Source organism: Cochlodiniinecator piscidefendens (assembly GCF_011326755.1).
Taxonomy (GTDB): domain Bacteria; phylum Pseudomonadota; class Alphaproteobacteria; order Rhodobacterales; family Rhodobacteraceae; genus Cochlodiniinecator; species Cochlodiniinecator piscidefendens.
Genome location: NZ_JAAOIE010000006.1, coordinates 80,714 through 101,840, shown reverse-complemented (window position 1 = coordinate 101,840; position 21,127 = coordinate 80,714). Strand labels below are relative to the sequence as shown.

The 21,127-nt window shown below is 51.0% G+C and carries 17 protein-coding genes; 10 read left to right on the top strand and 7 right to left on the bottom strand.

The window, feature by feature from the left end; all coding sequences use genetic code 11:
• Positions 1 to 3 precede the first annotated feature (3 nt).
• The 8 genes from G9C99_RS14980 to G9C99_RS14945 are packed head-to-tail and all read left to right on the top strand — an operon-like array spanning position 4 to position 10,296.
• Positions 4 to 1,674: a thiamine pyrophosphate-binding protein gene (locus tag G9C99_RS14980; RefSeq protein ID WP_166418334.1), complete on the top strand. Its 1,671-nt coding sequence runs from the start codon at positions 4 to 6 to the stop codon at positions 1,672 to 1,674.
• Entirely contained in the window at positions 1,671 to 3,758 is a 2,088-nt protein-coding gene (locus tag G9C99_RS14975; protein WP_166418333.1) for a hydantoinase/oxoprolinase family protein, read from the top strand. Before G9C99_RS14980 ends, G9C99_RS14975 begins: the two co-directional genes overlap by 4 nt.
• 3 nt (positions 3,759 to 3,761) lie before the next feature.
• On the top strand, positions 3,762 to 5,378 hold the full coding sequence (locus tag G9C99_RS14970) for a hydantoinase B/oxoprolinase family protein (RefSeq protein ID WP_166418332.1): 1,617 nt from the start codon (positions 3,762 to 3,764) through the stop codon (positions 5,376 to 5,378).
• Positions 5,375 to 6,577 carry a pyridoxal phosphate-dependent aminotransferase gene (locus G9C99_RS14965; RefSeq protein ID WP_166418331.1) on the top strand — a complete coding sequence of 401 codons (1,203 nt, stop codon included), beginning with the start codon at positions 5,375 to 5,377 and terminating at the stop codon, positions 6,575 to 6,577. Before G9C99_RS14970 ends, G9C99_RS14965 begins: the two co-directional genes overlap by 4 nt.
• 10 nt (positions 6,578 to 6,587) lie before the next feature.
• Complete coding sequence (locus G9C99_RS14960; protein WP_166418330.1) at positions 6,588 to 7,400, top strand: NAD-dependent epimerase/dehydratase family protein; 813 nt, start codon at positions 6,588 to 6,590, stop codon at positions 7,398 to 7,400.
• Complete coding sequence (locus tag G9C99_RS14955; RefSeq protein ID WP_166418329.1) at positions 7,400 to 8,602, top strand: NAD(P)/FAD-dependent oxidoreductase; 1,203 nt, start codon at positions 7,400 to 7,402, stop codon at positions 8,600 to 8,602. Before G9C99_RS14960 ends, G9C99_RS14955 begins: the two co-directional genes overlap by 1 nt.
• A 27-nt stretch (positions 8,603 to 8,629) precedes the next feature.
• Complete coding sequence (locus G9C99_RS14950) at positions 8,630 to 9,547, top strand: LysR substrate-binding domain-containing protein (RefSeq protein WP_166418328.1); 918 nt, start codon at positions 8,630 to 8,632, stop codon at positions 9,545 to 9,547.
• Complete coding sequence (locus G9C99_RS14945; RefSeq protein WP_166418327.1) at positions 9,544 to 10,296, top strand: SDR family NAD(P)-dependent oxidoreductase; 753 nt, start codon at positions 9,544 to 9,546, stop codon at positions 10,294 to 10,296. Before G9C99_RS14950 ends, G9C99_RS14945 begins: the two co-directional genes overlap by 4 nt.
• 59 nt (positions 10,297 to 10,355) lie before the next feature.
• Here the strand turns inward: G9C99_RS14945 and G9C99_RS14940 are convergent, their stop codons facing one another.
• Both G9C99_RS14940 and G9C99_RS14935 read right to left on the bottom strand, forming a co-directional pair.
• Positions 10,356 to 10,970, bottom strand: coding sequence for a pyridoxamine 5'-phosphate oxidase family protein (locus tag G9C99_RS14940; protein ID WP_166418326.1), 615 nt, complete (start codon positions 10,968 to 10,970; stop codon positions 10,356 to 10,358).
• 17 nt (positions 10,971 to 10,987) lie between these two features.
• A complete protein-coding gene (locus G9C99_RS14935) occupies positions 10,988 to 11,452 on the bottom strand; it encodes a nuclear transport factor 2 family protein (RefSeq protein ID WP_166418325.1) in 465 nt (154 codons plus the stop codon).
• 126 nt (positions 11,453 to 11,578) lie between these two features.
• On the opposite strand from G9C99_RS14935, the gene G9C99_RS14930 reads away from it, so the two are divergent.
• The gene (locus G9C99_RS14930; protein ID WP_166418324.1) at positions 11,579 to 12,481 is read left to right on the top strand and encodes a LysR family transcriptional regulator; all 903 of its coding nucleotides are present in this window, start codon (positions 11,579 to 11,581) and stop codon (positions 12,479 to 12,481) included.
• A 118-nt stretch (positions 12,482 to 12,599) separates the two neighbouring features.
• On the opposite strand, the gene putA is transcribed toward G9C99_RS14930, so the two are convergent.
• Complete coding sequence (putA, locus tag G9C99_RS14925; protein ID WP_166418323.1) at positions 12,600 to 16,073, bottom strand: bifunctional proline dehydrogenase/L-glutamate gamma-semialdehyde dehydrogenase PutA; 3,474 nt, start codon at positions 16,071 to 16,073, stop codon at positions 12,600 to 12,602.
• Positions 16,074 to 16,194: 121 nt separating this feature from the next.
• Here putA and G9C99_RS14920 point away from each other — a divergent pair, with 121 nt between their 5' ends.
• Positions 16,195 to 16,662 carry an Lrp/AsnC ligand binding domain-containing protein gene (locus G9C99_RS14920; RefSeq protein ID WP_166418322.1) on the top strand — a complete coding sequence of 156 codons (468 nt, stop codon included), beginning with the start codon at positions 16,195 to 16,197 and terminating at the stop codon, positions 16,660 to 16,662.
• 82 nt (positions 16,663 to 16,744) lie between these two features.
• Here G9C99_RS14920 and glnT read toward each other — a convergent pair whose 3' ends face one another.
• The 4 genes from glnT to G9C99_RS14900 form a co-directional block, all read right to left on the bottom strand.
• Complete coding sequence (gene glnT / locus G9C99_RS14915) at positions 16,745 to 18,061, bottom strand: type III glutamate--ammonia ligase (RefSeq protein ID WP_166418321.1); 1,317 nt, start codon at positions 18,059 to 18,061, stop codon at positions 16,745 to 16,747.
• A 70-nt stretch (positions 18,062 to 18,131) separates the two neighbouring features.
• Positions 18,132 to 19,466, bottom strand: a complete 1,335-nt coding sequence (locus G9C99_RS14910; RefSeq protein WP_166418320.1) for an FMN-binding glutamate synthase family protein — start codon at positions 19,464 to 19,466, stop codon at positions 18,132 to 18,134.
• Between the two features lie 12 nt (positions 19,467 to 19,478).
• On the bottom strand, positions 19,479 to 20,162 hold the full coding sequence (locus tag G9C99_RS14905) for a GltB/FmdC/FwdC-like GXGXG domain-containing protein (RefSeq protein WP_166418319.1): 684 nt from the start codon (positions 20,160 to 20,162) through the stop codon (positions 19,479 to 19,481).
• 1 nt (position 20,163) lies between these two features.
• Positions 20,164 to 21,060: a class II glutamine amidotransferase gene (locus G9C99_RS14900; RefSeq protein ID WP_166418318.1), complete on the bottom strand. Its 897-nt coding sequence runs from the start codon at positions 21,058 to 21,060 to the stop codon at positions 20,164 to 20,166.
• Positions 21,061 to 21,127 lie beyond the last annotated feature (67 nt).

Below are 21,127 nucleotides of genomic sequence, written 5' to 3'. Positions count from 1 at the left end.
GATATGACAACACGAAATGGCGGAACGCTTCTGGTCGAATGTTTGCAATCTCTCGGGGCTCGGCATTCCTTTGGGGTTCCCGGGGAAAGCTATCTCGCGGTTCTTGACGCACTTTATGACACAAAAGGCGCATTGGATTTCACGCTCTGCCGTAACGAAGGTGGCGCCGCGTTTATGGCAGCGGCATATGGCAAACTCACCGGAACGCCGGGCATTTGTTTTGTCACACGCGGGCCAGGTGCAACCAACGCATCTATTGGTGTGCACACCGCTATGCAGGACAGCGCGCCGATGCTGTTGTTTGTGGGGCAGGTCGGGACAGATATGAAAGGGCGCGAAGCCTTTCAAGAAGTGGATTATCGCGCCGTCTATGGAACATTGGCCAAATGGGCCACCGAAATTGACGACGTGGATCGCATTCCCGAAATATTAGGACGCGCATGGGCCACCGCCACAACTGGGCGACCCGGACCCGTCGTCATCGCATTGCCCGAAGATATGCTCACAGACGTGACGACTGTGCCCGCTCTCAGCGGTCCGATGTCTGTACATGAGGCCGCTCCTACAGAGCAGACTGTAGGGGCGGTTCTCAAGGCATTGAAAGGCGCAAAACATCCATTGATCATGATGGGTGGGAGCGGCTGGACCGACACAGGTTCTACCGCGTTAAAGAATTTTGCAGAGGCCTCCGACATACCAGTCTTGGCCGCGTTCAGGTTTCAGGATCAATACGACAATCATTCTCTAACCTATGTCGGTGACGCTGGGGTTGGCATGACACCGGCAACAAAAAACGTAATCAAAAATGCAGATGTCATTCTCGCGATCAATATTCGTTTCGGAGAAATGACCACGGATGGATACACTCTGTTTGACGTTCCATGCCCAAAACAAACATTGCTGCACGTTCACACCTCTGATCGCGAATTGGGCAAAGTCTATCAACCCGACCTTGCAATCCATTCTGGTCCCAATGCTTTTTCAATGGCTTTAGCAGCACATAGGTTAGACGGCGATTGGGCCAATTGGCGTCTGAGCGCACGCGCAGACTATGAGGCAGCTTTTGAATTACCTGATCTTCCAAGCCCGGTGGATATGGGAAAAGTCACTGAGTTCTTGCGCGATCGTTTGCCCCAAGACTCAGTTCTGACCAACGGCGCAGGTAACTTTACGATTTGGCCAAATAAGTTTTTCAAATTTGGTCCGAACCAGCGGCTTCTCGCGCCGCAATCTGGCGCTATGGGATATGGGCTTCCGGCCGCAATAGCCGCCAAGGTAGCCTGCCCGGAACGCACGGTCGTTTGTTTCGCCGGCGACGGGGATTTTCAGATGAACTGCCAGGAATTAGGAACCGCTATGCAAGCGGGGGCACAGCCCATCATCTTAATTCTCAACAACGGCATATACGGCACCATCCGGATGCACCAAGAACGCAATTACCCAGAACGTGTTTCGGGCACCAGTTTAGAAAATCCTGACTTTGTTTTGCTTGCACAATCTTATGGATATCACTCGGAATACGTTGCAAAGACAGAGGATTTCGAAGCCGCGTTTGAACGCGCTCTTGCGTCGAAAACCGGTGCGGTTCTTGAACTGAACATTTCACCAGAGGCCTTAACGCCTCGCCAAACTTTGAGCCAAATGCGCGCAGCGGCAAAAGGAACCTCAGCATGAGCACACAAGATATTCGCTTGGGCGCAGACATTGGTGGGACATTCACCGATATCGCATTGGATCTACGCGGCCAGATTTTTTCAACCAAAGTTCTAACCAACTACGCAGAGCCGGAACAGGCGATTTTGGATGGGATTGAAATCGTCACCCAACAGGCTGGGATTGGGTATTCTGACATCGACATTGTTATCCATGGTACAACACTTGCAACCAATGCGTTGATCGAACGGCGGGGGGCTAAAACCGCATTGGTCACCACCGAAGGGTTTCGTGATGTTATCGAGATGCGTACTGAAAACCGGTTCGAACAATATGATTTGAACCTAAAGTTACCAGCGCCTTTGATCCCACGCGAAGATCGTTTTGTTGTTTCAGGTCGATTGGATGCCCAAGGCCGCGAGTTGCAAGCCCTCGACGAAGCACGCTTAAATGAACTTGCGGAGATTATTCGCGAAGGCGGCTTTGGTGCAGTCGCAATTGGGTTTATTCATTCTTATCAAAACCCAATTCACGAAGAACGCGCACGGGACATACTGGCCGCCAAATTACCAGGGCTGCCTATCTCAATTTCAGCAGAAGTTTCGCCACAAATGCGCGAATTTGAACGCTTCAATACCGTATGCGCAAACGCCTATGTCCGCCCACAAATGGAAGACTACCTCGTTCGCTTACAATCGCGATTAAAAGACGAAGGCGCGCAGTGCCCTGTTTTCATGATCCATTCCGGCGGCGGATTGATTTCCGTTGAAACAGCAATTGAATTTCCCGTTCGATTGGTTGAATCCGGCCCGGCTGGTGGCGCAATTTTTGCCGCGGATGTGGCCGCGCGTTTTGGTTTGGAAAAAGTCGTCAGTTACGACATGGGCGGCACAACCGCAAAGATTTGCCTGATCGAAGATTTCACACCACAAACCGCCCGCACCTTTGAGGTCGCGCGCACGTATAGATTCTGCAAAGGATCGGGCATGCCAATTTCAATTCCTGTAATCGAAATGATCGAAATTGGGGCAGGTGGCGGGTCTATCGCTTGGGTCGATTCAATGGGTCGAATTCAAACTGGACCAGAATCTGCCGCGTCAGAACCCGGCCCAGCCTGCTATGCCAGAGGCGGCGAACGCCCGGCAATTACCGATGCAGATGTAATGTTGGGTAAGATTGACCCAGATAATTTTGCTGATGGCGCGATTTCTTTGTCCAAGGACGCCGCAGCAAACGCTATCGCAAAAGATGTGGGCGGTAAACTATCGCTCACACCGCTTGAGGCCGCATTTGGTATCTGTGAAGTGGTTGACGAAAACATGGCAAACGCTGCGCGCGTCCATGCTGTGGAAAACGGTAAAAACATTTCCGAGAATATCATGATTGCCTTTGGCGGGGCGGCGCCGCTTCATGCAGCACGACTGTGTGAAAAACTCGGCGTTGATCAATGCCTTATTCCGCCAGGGGCCGGTGTCGGATCCGCTATTGGTTTTCTTAAGGCACCGTTTGGGTACGAAGGCCTGGCTTCTCGTCTTGTGCGGTTGTCGGACTTTGATGTGGACGATGTTAACAGCATGCTCGCCGGATTGCGCGACACCGCTGAGCGCTTTGTGCGCGCCGGATCAGACGGAGAAATCCAGCGGGAAATTACCGCCTTCATGCGGTATCAGGGTCAGGGCTGGGAAATCCCCGTTGCGATCCCAGATCGGAAACTGGTTGCATCAGACATTACGCTCATTGGGGATCGATTTAGCGAAAGCTATGCGCGTTTCTTTGGGCGTGCCATCGATGGGCTTGGCGGTTTAGAAATCGAAATTGTCACTTGGTCGATGAAGGCCAGCGACATTCGCGAAAAACCCAACGCGGCAGCTTTGTTGACAAAAGGATCAGCGGTGGCCGTTTCGGAAACACGAGCTGTCTTTGATCCGAGTTCGGACGGCCTGTGCGACAGCAAAATTGTTGAGCGGTCTCAACTCAAGGCAGGGGACTGCGTTATCGGGCCAGCCGTTATCGTTGAAGAAGAAACATCGACAGTTATCACATCCCCGTTTGACGCCATATTGCAAGCAGACGGAACCATTCTTTTGACACGCAAGGAGGCCTAAGCAATGGCTGGATTGTCTGAAATTCGTATGCAAGTGATGTGGAACAGATTGATTTCTGTCGTCGAAGAACAAGCACTGACATTGCTTCGCACGGCCTTTTCGACCTCGGTCCGAGAAGCAGGAGATTTATCAGCCGGTGTGTTTAACCCACAGGGTTTGATGCTGGCCCAAGCTGTCACAGGGACACCCGGACACGTCAACACAATGGCCGAAGCCGTTTTGCACTTTCTCGGTGAAATCCCCAAAGAAGAAATGTTTGAAGGCGACTGCTACGTCACCAATGACCCCTGGAAGGGGACAGGCCACCTGCACGACATTACGATGGTTGCCCCTTCATTCAAAAACGGTGAACTGGTCGCGTTTTTTGCCTGCACCGCACATGTTGTCGATGTTGGCGGTCGTGGCTTTGGCGCGGATGGAAAATCCGTTTACGAAGAAGGGATTCAAATTCCCATCATGAAGTTCGCAGAACGCGGTGTTGTTAACAAAGACCTAATCAATATCCTACGAAGCAATGTCCGGGAACCAAACCAAGTTGTTGGGGATTTCTATTCTCTTGCCGCCTGTAACGAAGTTGGCCATCGTCGACTGATCGACATGATGGACGAAACCAATATGTTGAGTTTGGACGAGTTGGGGGAATTTATTTTCTCACGCTCCCGTACCGCAACCTTGGAACGTATCGCCAAATTGCCCAAAGGCGTCTGGACCAACCAAATGACTGTCGACGGTTACGATACGCCCGTCACTCTGGCCACCACACTGTCTGTCAAAAACGATGAAGTGAACGTTGATTTTGCCGGTACAGATGGCATCAGCAAATGGGGGATCAATTGCCCTCTGATCTACTCAAAGGCCTATGCTTGCTATGCTGTCAAATGCGTGGTCGCGCCTGACATTCCAAACAATTCTGCGTCTCTAGAGCCCTTTACCGTGGATTCCCCGGTTAACATTCTGAACGCAGAGCGACCTGCACCGGTTTCATTGCGTCATGTCATGGGGCACATGGTCCCTGATCTGGTTTTGGGTGCATTGGCGCAAGCTTTGCCCGGACAAATCATGTCAGAAGGGGCTGCAGCACTTTGGAATATCCATATTTCTGCACGCCCTGAGGCCGGAAAGACGGGGCAAAACTCCGAAGTGCTGATGTTCAATTCAGGCGGAACCGGTGCGCGCCCTGCTTTGGACGGCCTCGCTGCGACAGCGTTCCCGTCCGGGGTTCACACCATGCCAATCGAAGCGACAGAGCACACAGGGCCCATCGTAATTTGGCGAAAGGAACTGCGTCCCGACAGTGGTGGTGCGGGCCGCACACGCGGCGGGCTTGGGCAAATTATCGAAATTGCCCCTTCCGAAGGTCACGAATTTGATTTTTCTGCAATGTTTGATCGGGTTAATCACCCTGCGCGTGGCCGTGATGGCGGAGAAGAAGGCGCGCCCGGTGTTGTTGAACTTTGTGATGGCACGAAATTACGACCCAAGGGTTGGCAACATGTTCCGGCTGGTAAGCGCCTTATTCTAAAGGCCCCCGGCGGAGGCGGCTTTGGTCCGGCTTCGGAACGCAGTGAATCCGCAAAAGCCGAAGATCGGCTCAAAGGCTACGTGAGTGAGAAAGAATGACAATGTTGGCAAAACGTATGGCTGTCGTAAAGCCATCCCCATCCATGGCCGTAAGCCAAGCCGCCAAGGCCCTCGTGGCGCAGGGAATAGATGTTGCGGATCTGGGATTAGGTGAACCTGATTTTGACACACCTGCACATATCATCGAAGCCGCCCATCAAGCCGCGCTATCCGGTGACACCCGTTATACCGCGACCGGAGGAGCGCCAGCGACCAAGGCAGCCGTCGCAGAGAAGTTTCAGCGCGAAAATGGCCTGACTTTTGCGGCGGATGAAATCGTCGTCGCCAACGGCGCAAAGCAAATCATCTTCAACGCATTGATGGCCACATTAGAAGCAGGCGACGAAGTCATATTGGCCGCGCCATATTTTGTGTCCTATCCTGACATGGCTCTCATGCTGGGTGGAACACCTGTTGTTGTTGAATGCTCTCGTGCGGATGGTTTCAAACTTACGCCTGCGACACTATCTGCAGCGATAACCCCTAAATCAAAATGGCTCATACTCAATATGCCCGGCAATCCATCCGGTGCTGTTTATTCGCGCGATGAGCTCAAAGCGTTAGGCAAAGTGCTAGCAGCCCATCCTGATCTGTTGATCCTATCTGATGAGATTTACGAACACATTCTATTTGACGGGCTGGACTTCGTTTCGTTTGGAAACGCATGCCCCGATTTGCGGAATCGCACTTTGATCGTCAATGGCGTTGCCAAAGCCTATGCGATGACAGGGTGGCGCATTGGGTATGGTGCAGGACCAGCAGAGTTGATCAAAGGTATGACCACCGTTCAAAGCCAATCAACAACAAATGCCTGTTCCATCGCCCAAGCCGCAACGGTTGCTGCGTTGACAGGACCACAAGAAGAGGTCGCACAGTTTCGCGCTGCATTTGAACGCCGTCGCGATCTTGTGGTGCAATTGGTAAACGCCATCGACGGGCTGGAATTGGATAGACCTGATGGGGCGTTTTACGCCTATATTGATTGCGCTGGGATCATTGGAAAAACCACGACAGATGGCTTAACTCTCACGAATGACGCCGACGTGACCCAGTTTTTGCTTGATCAAGCAAGGGTCGCTGCGGTCCCCGGCAGCGCCTACGGGTTATCCCCATTTTTCAGACTATCAACAGCCACGTCAGATGAAGTGCTGCGCGCAGCAATTTCTCGTATTCGCAACGCTGTTGCGACACTGCGCTAAGGAGCATCCTATGAAACCATTTAATCGTATTCTGATCACCGGGGCAGGTGGGCGCTTAGGAACTGAACTGCGTAGTGGGCTGGCACACCTGGCTGAGCATGTTCGTATTTCTGACCGCGACGAGATGGCCAACATTCAACCGCACGAAGAAGCCGTGGTATGCGAATTGGGCGATTACGATGCAGTCATGGCGCTGACAAAAGATGTCGATGCAATCGTTCACTTTGGTGGAGCGCCGCTTGAAGTGGATTTTGAGACCATTTTGGACAGCAACATCCGTGGGTCATACCACATTTACGAAGGTGCCCGTAAAAATGGTGTGAAACGTGTAATCTACGCATCCTCTGTTCATGCCATCGGCTATCACGATATGCAGGCGAACATCGACGCGGATTGTCCGGTGCGTCCTGACAGTCTCTATGGTGTTTCAAAGAATTTCGTCGAAAGCCTAAGCCGTCTGTATTGGGACAAGTTTGGCATCGAAAGCCTGTGTCTGCGGATTTTTTCATCGTTCCCTGAACCGGCAGACCGACGGATGCTTTGGAGCTGGCTTAGTTTTGCTGATTGCGTGCAATATGTCGAACGCGCCTTGGTTGCCCCGCGTTTGGGCCACACCATCGGCCATGGTCTTTCCGACAATAGATTAAAAGTTGTCGATGATAGCAAAGCTGGCCATATCGGTTATCACCCTCAAGACAGCGCCGAACCATACCGCGAAGCGATGGAGGCCAAAACAGATGTACCGGACCCTAACGCGCCTAGCGTACAATTTATTGGTGGATGGTTCTGCGAATTGGGCCACCCAAATGACGAGGGCGAGTAATGCGCGACACTTATGATGTGGTGATTATCGGCGGGGCTGTGATCGGCTCTTCTGTTGCTTATTTCCTCACGGAAAACCCCGATTTTAACGGGTCCGTTCTGATTATCGAACGAGACCCAACATTTGCACAAGCTTCTACCTCGCTTAGCTCCAGCGCTATCCGCAACCAATTTTCCAATCCGATAAATGTTCAAATTGGGCAGTTTGGCACAAAATTCATTCGTGAATTCGCCCAAACAATGGAGGTCGATGGCGATAAACCGGATTTGGGGTTCCACGAAGGTGGTTACCTCTTTTTGGCCAAAACGGATGAGCAAGTTCAGATTCTTCGCGAAAACCACGAAGTGCAGCGATCACTCGGTGCAGATGTTGTTTTGTGGGGTCCTGATCAAATCAAAACGGCCTTCCCGCATCTTAATGTCGAGGATCTACAGCTCGGAAGTTATGGCCAATCAGGCGAAGGTTGGTTTTCAAACACTGGAATTATGAATGGGTTTCGCAAAAAGGCCCGCGCGCAAGGAGCTGACTACGTCATTGACGAAGTTATCAGCATCGAACGTGAGAACAATAAGGTAACTGGGGTCACGCTCAAATCAGGGCAAAGCATTTCGTGCGGAACTCTGGTCAACGCATCTGGCCCTCGAGCTGCCCAAACCGCTGCTATGGCCGGATTATCGATCCCTATTGAGCCACGTAAACGTTCGCTTTTCGTGTTTGACTGCGCCAAAACCCCAGAGGGCGGTGCAACCGTGAACAATGGGCGTCTGCCACTTATGATCGATCCATCGGGCACATTTTGCCGCCCGGAAGGCAAGTTTTTCCTGTCAGGCACAACGCCCTTTGAAGATCCCGCCGTAGATTGGGATGATTTTGAGCCACGCCATGATGAGTTTGAAAAAATTTGGATGGACCTCGCTGAACGTTCCAGTGCTTTTGAGGCGATCAAGTTGGTGAACTTTTGGGCGGGCCACTATGCATTTAATACTCTCGATCACAACGTTGTTGCTGGTCCTCATACCGAGGTCAGGAACTTTATCTTTGCCAATGGGTTTTCAGGTCATGGATTGCAACAATCCCCTGCAGTTGGACGTGGCGTAGCAGAATGGATCACCTACGGCGCATTTCGCAGTTTAGATCTCAGCCCAATTGGCTATGATAGAATTGTGCGCAACGAACCCTTTTTGGAAAAAGCGGTGATCTAATTTGGTGCCTTTGTCGGGAATTATTCAATGAATGCGACACGCCTTAAACTTCCTCCTCTGAATGCTCTGAAGGCATTTCATGCGGCGGCGCGACACAATTCTATTCGCGGCGCTGCTGACGAACTGTTGGTCACGCCTCAGGCCGTGAGTCAGCAAATAAAACTGCTAGAAGACACCCTGCAAGTATCCCTATTTGAACGCAAAGGACGTTCAATCGAACCAACCGAAGCTGCAATCTTACTTGCCCGTTATGTCGAAGCCGGTTTTGAAGAATTGGCCGAAGGGGTGCGACGCGTAACCAATCAAAAGTATAAAAACCGCATCACGCTAAATGTGTCTCCTTATTTTGCGACGCGCTATCTCCTGCCACGGTTAGAGACCTTTCGCGAATTTGTTCCTCAATCCGATCTTCGCCTTACAACCATGGTTGAAACCCCTGACTTTAGCCGCGACGACATTGATGTTGCGGTTCAATGGGGCTATGGCAATTGGAACGATCTTGAGAGCACTCAGTTGTTGATCGACTACAAAGTGATTTGTTGCACTGCTGAGGTCGCAGAAAGAATTAGCTCACCCCAGGATCTTCTAAACGAAACACTATTACACCCCGTTTTGCAAAATACCCTGTGGAACGACATCTTAGATTTTTTCGAATTAGAGATCCCAGAAAACACATCAGAGATTGCATTCCACGATGCGGCCACCATGCGCCGTGCGACGCTGTCGGGTATGGGTGTTGGACTGATCTCACGAGAAGATGCAGACAACGATATTCGAGCCGGGGATTTGGTTGCTCCGCTTGGCACAGATATCCTATATGCAATGCCTAAACAGCAAATTCCGGGATTTTACTTGGTTTTGCCACGCGCCCATAAGAGAGTAAGCAGCGTCGCAAATTTTTGCGATTGGATATTGGGGCAGAACTGGGATCAAACCGAAGTATGACTAGAGGCGTTTCAACAATCATCACCGGTGCGGCATCAGGAATTGGGGCAGCGCTGGCTTTGACCTGTTCAAAACCGGGCGCTCAGCTAACGTTACACACCCGCAAGTCCGAAACAGCGCTAAATGCGATCGCAAATCAAGCGCGCGATCGAGGGGCCGAAGTTGAAACAATACTTGGGGATTTATCAGAACCGGGCACAGCCGCTGCAATCGTAGCTGCACACGCCGCCCGTTTTGGACAACTGGATGCTTTGGTTGCCAACGCGGGATTTCCGCTTTTGAAAAGCCTGAACGAAATGCAACCTGACGACATTTCTTATGCTTTTCTCGGCAATACCCAGAGTTTCTTTGAGTTGGTGCAAAGTGCAAAGCATCTGCTGTCTCAGGCGCCGCATCCCAGAATCGTAGCTGTCGGAAGCTTCACTTCGCATGTATTTCGAACGGACATGCCCCAGTTCCCAGCATCTGCCGCCTCAAAAGGAGCGATTGAAGTCGCCGTCCGCAGCCTATCGTTGGCCTTGGCCAAGGATAGCATAACGGTAAACTGCGTTGTACCCGGCTATATTGAAAAGGACAAAGGCACCGGTGATGCGCTCTCTCCTAATGTTTTAGACGAGATCACCCGCAAAATCCCGCTCGGACGTTTGGGAAAACCCGAGGATGTCAGCCAAGCCATACGTTTTTTGCTAAGCCAAGATGCAGGTTATATTACCGGGCAAATTTTACACGTGAATGGCGGGTTGATTTAGCCCGTGCGGCGGATGCGCCCTTTCTGAGCTTCGTAAGTATTCGATGCGTCCTGACATATTTATTCTGTCTTCATCGTGAGCGTGCGAATACGTTCCTCAAGTTGGGCAATTTGCGCGTCTTTTTCACTTAACATCCGCTCCACATCATTACGTTCAAAACGTTGAGGAATATGTTGTGGGCAATTGCGATCAAGCGCCTCAACTGTAAATTTCAACACCTGTTCAGGGCGCGCGCGATACGTGCCATCTTCCGGCATCAGCTCGGTCAACAGCTGCGTATCATCTTCTACTATTTTCGCAGTTCCCCAAATTTTCACCCTGGTCCGATTGGTGTAATCAATGAGAAAAATAAAGGATTTAGAGTTTTCGGATAGATTGCCCTGACTGATAAACTGTTTGTTTCCCTTAAAGTCCGCAAAGGCCAAGGTTTTTTTGTCTAGAACCTTCAGAAAACCGACGGGGCCGCCGCGGTGCTGAATATAGGGTTGGCCTTCGGCATTTGCGGTCGCTAGAAAAAAGCTCTGTTGATCCGCGATATAAGCGGCAATGTCAGGCATAATTTCCGTGTCCCAACTACCGTTCTGTTCCATTTGCGCATACAGATCGCGTGACCCTTTTCGGGATTGAATAGATTTTACAACATCCGTGAATGCAATATCGCTTGAATACGCCATCTTTTCCTCCTGTTGTGTTATAGCCCGAGTTCACTCAATCCGGGGTGATCATCAGGGCGCCGGCCCAACGGCCAGTGGAACAAACGATCCTCTTCTTTGATAGGGAGATCATTAATGCTGGCAAAACGATTGACCATTAGGCCATCCGCTTCAAATTCCCAATTTTCATTCCCATAAGAACGGAACCAATTGCCGCTATCATCACGCCATTCATAAGCGTAACGCACGGCAATTCGATTACTCGAAAATGCCCAAAGCTCTTTGATCAGGCGATACTCATTTTCCCTAACCCATTTTGCAGCCAGAAACGCTTCGGCTTCTTGGCGATTGGATACAAAATGTGCCCGGTTGCGCCAATTTGTGTTCTCTGAATAAGCCAGCGCGACCTTGCTTGCGTCACGCGAATTCCAGCCATCCTCAGCAAGGCGGATTTTTTCGATAGCGGTCTGCTCCGTAAACGGAGGTAATGGGGGACGGGGCATATGTTGCTCTCACTTTGATCAAGTTTGGAGAAACATACTCAGAAACCAATTTGAAATAATTGTGTCATTTTAAAACTGTATATTTCATCATGCGAAATAATAATCAAAGCCCCAAGGAACCTTGCAGTGGACAAGCTTGAAAACATGCGCGTTTTCGTCGAAGTGGCAAATTGCCAAAGTTTTGTGGCCACCAGCCGCAAATTAAATCTTTCAGCTCCTGCAGTTACCCGTGCCATTGCTCAACTCGAACAAAACCTAGACGTGCGCCTGTTCAATCGTACCACGCGACATGTTCGATTAACGGATACCGGAGCGCGATTTTACAAAGACGCCAAGCAAATTCTAGAAGATCTAGAACAGGCCGAAGCCGCAGCATCCGGAAGTTACATAGAACCACGAGGCAGCCTATCAATCACCGCCCCCGTTTTGTTCGGTCAAAAACACATCGCGCCAATTCTAACCGAATATCTACAGCAAAACCCTGCTGTTGATGTAAAAGCAATGTTCTATGATCGCGTTGGCAATATTCTTGATGAAGGCTTAGACATCGCTGTCCGCATTGGGCACCTCAAAGATTCAGGTTTATTCGCAACGCAAGTCGGAAGCGTTCAACGTGTGGTTTGCGGTGCCCCAGAGTATTTCGAAAAACACGGAACCCCTAAGTCACCCGAAGACCTAATCAATCACGAGGTCACTCTTGCATCCACCATCGAGGCCTCAACGACGTGGCAGTTTGAAAAAGCAGATCGTAAGCTCAGCATAAAAATTTCGCCACGCCTGCAATGCAATCAAAATGGCACTGCCATCGAAGCCGCCAAAAAAGGGTTCGGAATTACCCGTTTAATGTCATACCAAGTTGGCGAAGAGTTGCGTGCAGGGTCATTGGTGCGGATCCTGCGTGACTACGAACCCAAATCCATTCCTGTGAGCATCATTCATTTGGAAGGCCGAAAGGCAAATGCCAAAATCAGAGCGTTCGTCGATCTATTGGTACATCGACTGAAAGAAAACCCTAACATCAATCACTGATCTCTTGGCGTTGAACAAACCAACAATATTACATAACGCAAATTATAGAGCGCGATGTACGACTGGACCAACCCCAAGAGCTGGCCCAATCGCAGGTGTTTCAAAAGCCTCTTGCTGCTCAGCTCGCTTGCGCCAACAGCGAAGCATTACCGCCTGCTGCGGTGGTATCGACACAAACATGACGTTCTAGATGACAGCGTTCACCGAAATCTTCGTCGTTGATCAGCGGAATCAAAGCGCCGTCCCGATAGGCCAGTGCAGTACGCAAATCGCGCATAACTTCCTCAGGGGCCCAATAAACCACAGCATCTAACCCCGTTAATTCACGCAGATGCGCCGGATCTAGGGTTCCGTTGACTGCAGATGCGCCTGTTCCACCGGGGGCCACAACAACTGCCGAACAGCCATGTGCACGCGCGATTTCAGCCTGTTGCAGAGCAGCTTCAAGCGTCGGGCCCAAGCATAAAAATATGCCGCGCCCATATGTCGAAAGCACATTCGATTCACCTGTTGGACCAGGAAGTTCCAACCGGTTAAGGACTTTGCGTGAAGGCTTCGGTGCCGCATGTAAAGCCGCTTGTACTGCCGAAAGTTCGGCAAAAGGTATGTCATCGGTTTGAATGCTACGTGCCTTTGGTTGGGCAAATCGCTTCACATAAGATGGGCCACCTGCCTTGGGGCCCGTTCCTGACAGCCCCTCACCACCAAACGGTTGCGATCCAACAATCGCGCCGATTTGGTTGCGGTTGATATACATGTTACCAACGTTCAGCTGCGCAGTGACTTGTTCAATCCGATCATCAATCCGCGAATGCATCCCAAAGGTCAGACCAAATCCAGTGGCATTAATCGCATCAACAACGGCATCAAGCTCTGACGCTTTGTACGTAGCGACATGCATAACTGGGCCAAAAACCTCTTTTTCCAGATCAGCGATGCCGTTCACTTTCAACACAGTTGGAGCAACAAATGTTCCTACTTCCGGCGCTGAAATCTCTTTTAAGACCCGGCCTTGCACACGCGCAGTTTCGATATAATCCTGAATTTCGGAATATGCGCCCTCATTGATAACAGGCCCGACATCCGTTTGTAGGCTCCACGGATTATTGACGACCAACTCATCCATCGCGCCATAGAGCATTTCCAAAAAAGTTTCCGCGACGTCTTCTTGTACATACAGCAATCTAAGCGCAGAACACCGTTGCCCCGCAGATTGGAAGGCCGAGGCTACAATGTCTTTAATTGCTTGTTCCGGCAGAGCTGTTGAATCAACAATCATTGAATTCAGTCCACCCGTTTCCGCGATCAAAGGCGCAGCAGGTGTGATTTTCTCAACCATCGCCCGGTTTATTGTTTGGGCCGTGTGCGTGGAACCCGTGAAGCAGATGCCTTTAACCCGTTCATCCGACGTCAAACGTGCGCCCACTACAGAACCGCGACCCGGCAAGAGTTGTAACGCGGTCACCGGCACCCCTGCCTCATGGATCAAACGTACAGCAATGCTGGCGGTAATTGAGGTGGGGTCAGCCGGTTTCGCCACAACCCCATTTCCAGCAGCCAACGCCGCTGCAATTTGCCCGGTAAAGATCGCCAGCGGGAAATTCCACGGCGAGATACACGCCATAATGCCCCGCGCCGGATTAGAAAGCTCTGTTCCCCGTGCAGCGTAGTAGCGTAGGAAATCAACAGCTTCGCGCAATTCGGCGATTGCATCCATCGGGGTCTTTCCTGCTTCGCGCGTGAGGGCAGCAAAGAACTCACCAAAGTGCTGTTCATAAAGATCCGCAGCGCGGCACAGAACCTCTGCACGCGCCTTAGCATCCATCGCCCAAGCCGTGGCGTTTGCCAGCGCTGTTTCTACATCTTCGGGAGAAGCTTGAACGACCGAACCTACAGCGTCATCATGATTAGCAGGGCTTACAACTGCGCGTTCCGCATCGCCGTTCACCACACCACTGATTAATGGGCCCGTTTTCCAAAAGTGATTTTCGAAAGGTGCGCGGGCGGCTTCGATTTCAGCGAGATCGTCAATATCATGCAAATCCCAACCGCGAGAATTTGGGCGCTCATCGCCGTATATATCACTCGGTAAACGTACCGCTGCATTCACACCCCCAGCGCCATACGCTTCAAAAGGGTCAGCCGCCACAATTTCGGGGGCAACAGTTTCATCGACAATCTGATTAACAAAAGACGAATTTGCACCATTTTCCAACAAACGCCGCACGAGATACGCCAGTAGATCACGATGGGCTCCGACGGGAGCATAGATCCGACAACGCGTTCCATTTTTCTTAAGAACCAAATCATGTAGGCTTTCGCCCATACCGTGCAAGCGTTGGAATTCAAACGTTGTTTTATCGTCAGCCATTTCCAGAACAGCCGCGACAGTATGTGCGTTGTGCGTGGCAAATTGTGGATAAATTCTATCTGTCATCCCCAGCAGTTTTTGGGCGCAACACACATAAGACACATCGGTTGCAACTTTACGGGTGAAAACCGGAAATCCAGACAGGCCCTCAACCTGAGCCCGTTTTACTTCAGTGTCCCAATATGCGCCTTTGACCAACCGCACCATAATTTTACGATCCAATTCGCCAGACAACGCATACAGCCAATCGATGACTTGCGGCGCGCGCTTTCCGTAGGCTTGCACAACAACACCAAAGCCATCCCAGCCCGCCAAAGAGGGATCGCGCAGCACCGCTTCGATTACATCCATCGAAAGCTCAAGACGGTCAGCCTCTTCGGCATCGATGTTTAACCCCATGCCCGCGGCTTTAGCCTGCTGCGCCAATCGCAAGGTTACAGGCACCAATTCCTTCATCACCCGTTCTTTTTGACCCACTTCATACCGTGGGTGCAGCGCAGAGAGTTTGATGGAAATTCCCGGGTTTTCGCGAATATCATTGGATCGGCATTCATCCGCTAGTTTTGCGATCGCATCTGAATACGCGTTCAGAAACGCCGTGGCATCCGCAGCAGTTAGCGCCGCTTCTCCGAGCATGTCATAAGAATAGGTATAACCTTCACTCTCTTTGGTTTTTCCACGCTTGACGGCTTCCTTGATGGTTTGCCCAAGTACAAATTGCGCGCCCATTTCCTTCATTGCACGCCCAACCGCAACGCGGATCACTGGCTCTCCCAACCGTTTAACAGCGCCCTTAAGCGTTGCAGCGATCCCAGTTCCATCTTGCAAAACTTTACCCGTCAGCATCAACGCCCACGTCGAGGCATTGACCAGAGAAGAGGAAGATTGCCCAAGGTGCTGACCCCATGCCGACGGGGCAATTTTATCTTCGATCAAAGCGTCGATTGTTTCGGCATCCGGCACACGAAGCAACGCTTCTGCCAGGCACATTAATGCGACGCCTTCGTTTGTCGATAACCCATATTCCGCCAAGAACACTTCCATCAGGCCCGGATTGCTATCGTTTCGAATTGCCGTCACCAAATCTGTTGCGCGATTCTGAACGACTGCACGCTTCGCCGCAGAAATTGGATGAGCGTCGATCAGTTCTTGTATGACTTGCGTTTCATTGCGCAGGTTATTGTGCCGAAGATGTGTGCGGATCTCGTTCAAGCTAGACATAATTCCTCCTCAAGAACTGGTTTGGACAACATTACACCAAAAGACAAAGTCTAGTTGACCAAAAATAATCCATATGAAAGATTAGCAACTTAAATTAATCCATATTTTGGCCAAATAACCCATGAATGCGCACAAAACAGATCAATTAGACCGATACGATGTGGAAATCATACAAATCCTTAGTCGTGAAGGGCGTTTACCAGTAACAGAGTTATCTGCACGCGTCGGCCTTTCAAAAACCCCGTGTCAGGTACGTCTAAAGAGATTGATTTCCGAGGGATACATTCAGGGGTTCAAGGCCATTTTAAACCCGGTCAAATTGGGTAAGGAACAGGTCGTATTTGTTGAAGTTCGTTTAACAGACACCACCGAAGGTGCGCTTCGCGAATTCAATGCTAGTGTGCAAAATGTCCCTGAAATTGAGCAATGCCATATGATCGCCGGGGCATTTGATTATCTCTTAAAGCTCAGAACCAATGACATGCGCAGCTATCGCGAAATCTTAGGCAGAGTCATATCTACCCTTCCCCACGTCGGCAGCTCGTCAACACATGTTTCCATGCAATCTGTCAAAGATGATTCATTCTGACGGATCTGGACATATAAAGTTCAGCAGAACGCGAAAAAGCGCCCCATGGTATGTCGGGGCGCCTTCCTTTAATTTCACATCATTAGATGTCGAGTGTATTCTCTTTTTCCCAACGTGAGAAATGGGAAACAAATGAATTCCACTCTTGGTGCTTTAACTTAAGATAAGCAGCTGAGAACTCATCCCCCATCATCGACTTCAGGCCTTCGTCTTCGTCGTAATAGCGCAGCGCATCCAATAGGTTCAGCGGCAATTTAGGCGCGTCTTTGATTTTGTGACCTTCGGCGTACATGTCGATATCATGACGTTTACCCGGATCAGCGTTGGTGCGAACACCATCAAGACCTGCAGCGATAATCACCGCCTGCAAAAGATAAGGGTTCACTGCGCCATCCGGCAGGCGCAATTCAAACCGACCCGGCCCTGGAACACGCACCATATGTGTACGGTTGTTACCGGTCCACGTTACAGTGTTTGGTGCCCAAGTCGCGCCCGATGCTGTGCGCGGCGCGTTGATCCGTTTATAGCTGTTCACCGTCGGATTGGTGATCGCCGCCAAGGCAGAGGCGTGCTTCATGATACCGCCTAGAAACGCGCGCCCTTTGTCTGACAAACCCAGTTCTTTAGAGTTGTCGGCAAACACGTTTACCTTTGCATCACTGCCGGGCGCATCCCAAACGGAGATATGCGCATGGCACCCGTTACCAGTTAAACCTTCAACCGGTTTAGGCATAAAGGTTGCCCGGTAGCCGTATTTTTCAGCAATGGTTTTGGTCATGAATTTAAAGAAGCTGTGTTTATCAGCCGTCTTTAATGCATCATCATATTCCCAGTTCATTTCGAACTGACCATTGGCATCTTCGTGGTCGTTTTGATACGCACCCCAGCCCAGTTCCAACATGTAATCACTGATTTCGGCAATGATGTCATAGCGGCGCATCACGGCCTGCTGATCATAGCAGGGTTTATCAGCCGTATCATAAGGATCGGATATTTGTTCGCCATTGGGGGTCAGTAGGAAAAACTCGGCCTCAATGCCAGTTTTAACATGCAGACCTTCATCTGCCGCCTCTTTGATTAGACGGTTTAGCACGTTGCGCGGCGCTTGTGCGACAGGTTCGTCTTCCATTATGCAATTGCCGGCAACCCATGCCACTTCGGGTTTCCATGGCAATTGGATCACGGACGATGGGTCTGGCACCGACAGCATGTCAGGATGCGCCGGAGTCAAATCCAAATATGTTGCGAAACCGGCAAAGCCTGCCCCGTCTTTTTGCATGCCGGCGATCGCTTGGGCCGGTACCAGTTTTGCGCGTTGGCCACCGAATAAATCGGTATAGGTGACCATAAAGTATTTGACGCCTTTTTCTTGTGCGAAAGTAGCCAGATCGATTGCCATGGTTCCACTTTCCTTTCCCTGTTGAGTAAAAGAAGGGCGCGCTTCCTACTGAAAGCGCGCCCAATCCGAATTAAAAACTACCTTTTCCTGGGTACCAATCCGTGCCTGCCAAAGGAACCTGCGCCATTGCGGCGGCCTCCATTGTCAGCGCGCAGAGATCTTCGGGCTCAAGATTATGTAGGTGATTATGCCCACATGCCCGTGCGATTGTCTGTGCCTCAAGCGTCATAACCTTGAGGTAATTACGCAAGCGACGCCCTGCATCAACCGGATCAACCCGCTTCATCAGCTCTGGGTCTTGGGTTGTGATCCCTGCCGGGTCCATGCCTTCGTGCCAATCATCATAAGCCCCGGTTGTTGTGCCGAGTTTTTGATATTCGCTTTCCCATTTCGGGTCATTGTCGCCAATCGCGATCATTGCAGCAGAACCGATAGAAACCGCGTCAGCGCCAAGCGCAAGCGCCTTTGCAACATCCGCACCTGTCCGAATACCGCCAGAGATAACCAGCTGCACTTTGCGGTGCATTCCCAAATCCTGAAGCGCCTTAACCGCAGGACGAATACAGGCGAGCGTTGGTTGGCCAACATGTTCGATGAACACATCCTGTGTCGCCGCTGTGCCACCTTGCATCCCGTCAAGGACAACAACATCAGCCCCCGCTTTGATCGCCAATGTCGTATCAAAATACGGCCGCGCACCTGCAACCTTCACATAGATCGGAACACGCCCGTTCGTGATTTCGCGCAGTTCTAAAATTTTAATCTCAAGATCATCCGGGCCTGTCCAATCTGGGTGACGACAAGATGACCGTTGGTCGATACCCTTGGGCAGGCACCGCATACCGGCAACCCGATCAGAAATTTTCTGACCAAGCAGCATGCCACCACCGCCGGGTTTAGCGCCCTGCCCGACCACGATTTCAATCGCGTCTGCCTTGCGCAAATCATTTGGGTTCATCCCATAGCGTGACGGCAAGTATTGATACACCAGCTGTTTGGAGTGACCACGTTCCTCTTGGGTCATGCCACCGTCACCGGTTGTCGTTGATGTTCCGGCCATCGACGCGCCACGCCCTAATGCTTCCTTGGCTGGACCCGAAAGCGCGCCAAAGCTCATCCCTGCGATTGTGATAGGTATATCAAGCTTGATCGGGTTCTTTGCAAAACGCGTTCCGAGCAAAACAGAGGTGTCACATTGTTCGCGGTACCCTTCGAGAGGATAACGCGAAATAGACGCCCCGAGAAACAGAAGATCGTCGAAATGCGGAACTTTGCGTTTGGCGCCACCCCCACGAATGTCGTAAATACCAGTGGCCGCCGCGCGGCGAATTTCGGCATTGATTTCGTTCGTAAACGTCGCCGATTGGATCGGCATAGTACGCGGGATATTTGTCTTATCGTTCATATCATTACCCTCTTAGTACGCAGCCGCATTATCAACATCAAAGTTATAAAGCTGACGTGCAGAACCGTAGCGTTTGAACTCTTCTGGTTTTGCATCCGCACCAGCGCGCTCCAGCAAATCTTTCAACAGTTCGATATGTTCAGGGCGCATCTCTTTTTCGATGCAATCCGCGCCGAGGCTTTTAACAGATCCGCGCACAAACAGTTTTGCTTCATAACAAGAATCACCAAGCGCGTCGCCTGCATCACCACAAACAACAAGGCTACCAGCCTGCGCCATAAACGCTGACATGTGGCCGATGTTGCCATGCACAACGATATCGATCCCCTTCATTGAAATCCCACAGCGCGAGCTTGCGTTGCCTTTGATCACCAGTAAACCGCCGTGGCCTGTGGCCCCTGCGTATTGGCTGGCATCACCTTCAATCACAACGGTGCCTGACATCATGTTTTCAGCCACACCCGGCCCAACAGAACCATGGACATTGATCGTCGCCTGCTGGTTCATCCCGCCGCAATAGTAGCCGGTTGATCCTTTGACAGTGACCTCAATAGGGGCATCCAAACCAACGGCAATCGCATGGCTGCCCTTTGGGTTGATGACCTCCCATGCGGTTTGGTTGGTTGTGTCGTTCTGAGCGTGCAACGCGGTGTTCAATGCGCGCAGGCCCTCTGCTTCTAAATCAAACGTCTGCATATCAATGGTTCCAGAAATATACGGTTGCGGGCTCAGGTTCCCAGACTTTGGCGTCATCGATACCTGGAAGATTGACCAAGGCACGGTACTCAGATCCGAATGCTACGTATTGGTCAGTTTCGGCCATAACAGCGGGTTTGCAAGCAATCGGATCGCGCACAACGCCAAAGCCATCTTTGGTTCCCACAACAAAGGTAAAGAACCCATCCAGATCCTGTAAGGACCCTTCAAGCGCTTCGCCAAGTGTTGATCCGTTTTGCATTTTCCACGTGAGGTAAGCCGCGCCCACTTCGGTGTCATTCATGCTTTCGATCCGAACACCGTCTCGCACCAGTTTGCGACGCAAGCTGTTGTGATTTGACAATGATCCATTATGTACAAGGCACTGATCTGGTGCCGTAGAAAACGGGTGCGCCCCTTCGGTTGTCACAGCAGATTCAGTTGCCATACGCGTATGACCGATGCCATGTGTTCCGCTCATGTTGGACACGCCAAAGCGGTTTGCAACGTCTTGTGGCAGACCAACTTCTTTGTAGATCTCAATTGTGTCGCCTTCGCTCATGACCCGCAAGCCTGGGCGCAATTCGGTAACGGCCTGACGCGCAGCAGCGGTTTTATCCGCAGGCATTTCCAGCACAGCATGTGTGTCACGCCGATTAAGCTCTACCGTCGTTCCAAGAACGATACCCAAGTCTGCCGCCAAAGTCGCAAAATCACTGTCGGCGTTATCTGACTGCACAGTCAGTTTCGCATTTTGATCCGCGTCGTTTCCATAGATCGCAATCCCCGCGCTGTCGGGGCCTCGGTCTGTCATGGTAATCAGCATATCGGTAAGCATTTCGCCCAACTTAGGCTCCAACGCTTTGTCTTTTAGGAAAAGACCTACAATCCCGCACATAATGAAGGGTCTCCTGTATTTATGTCTCGAATCAAGGCTAGCACCAAGGCTTCATCCATTCAACCCA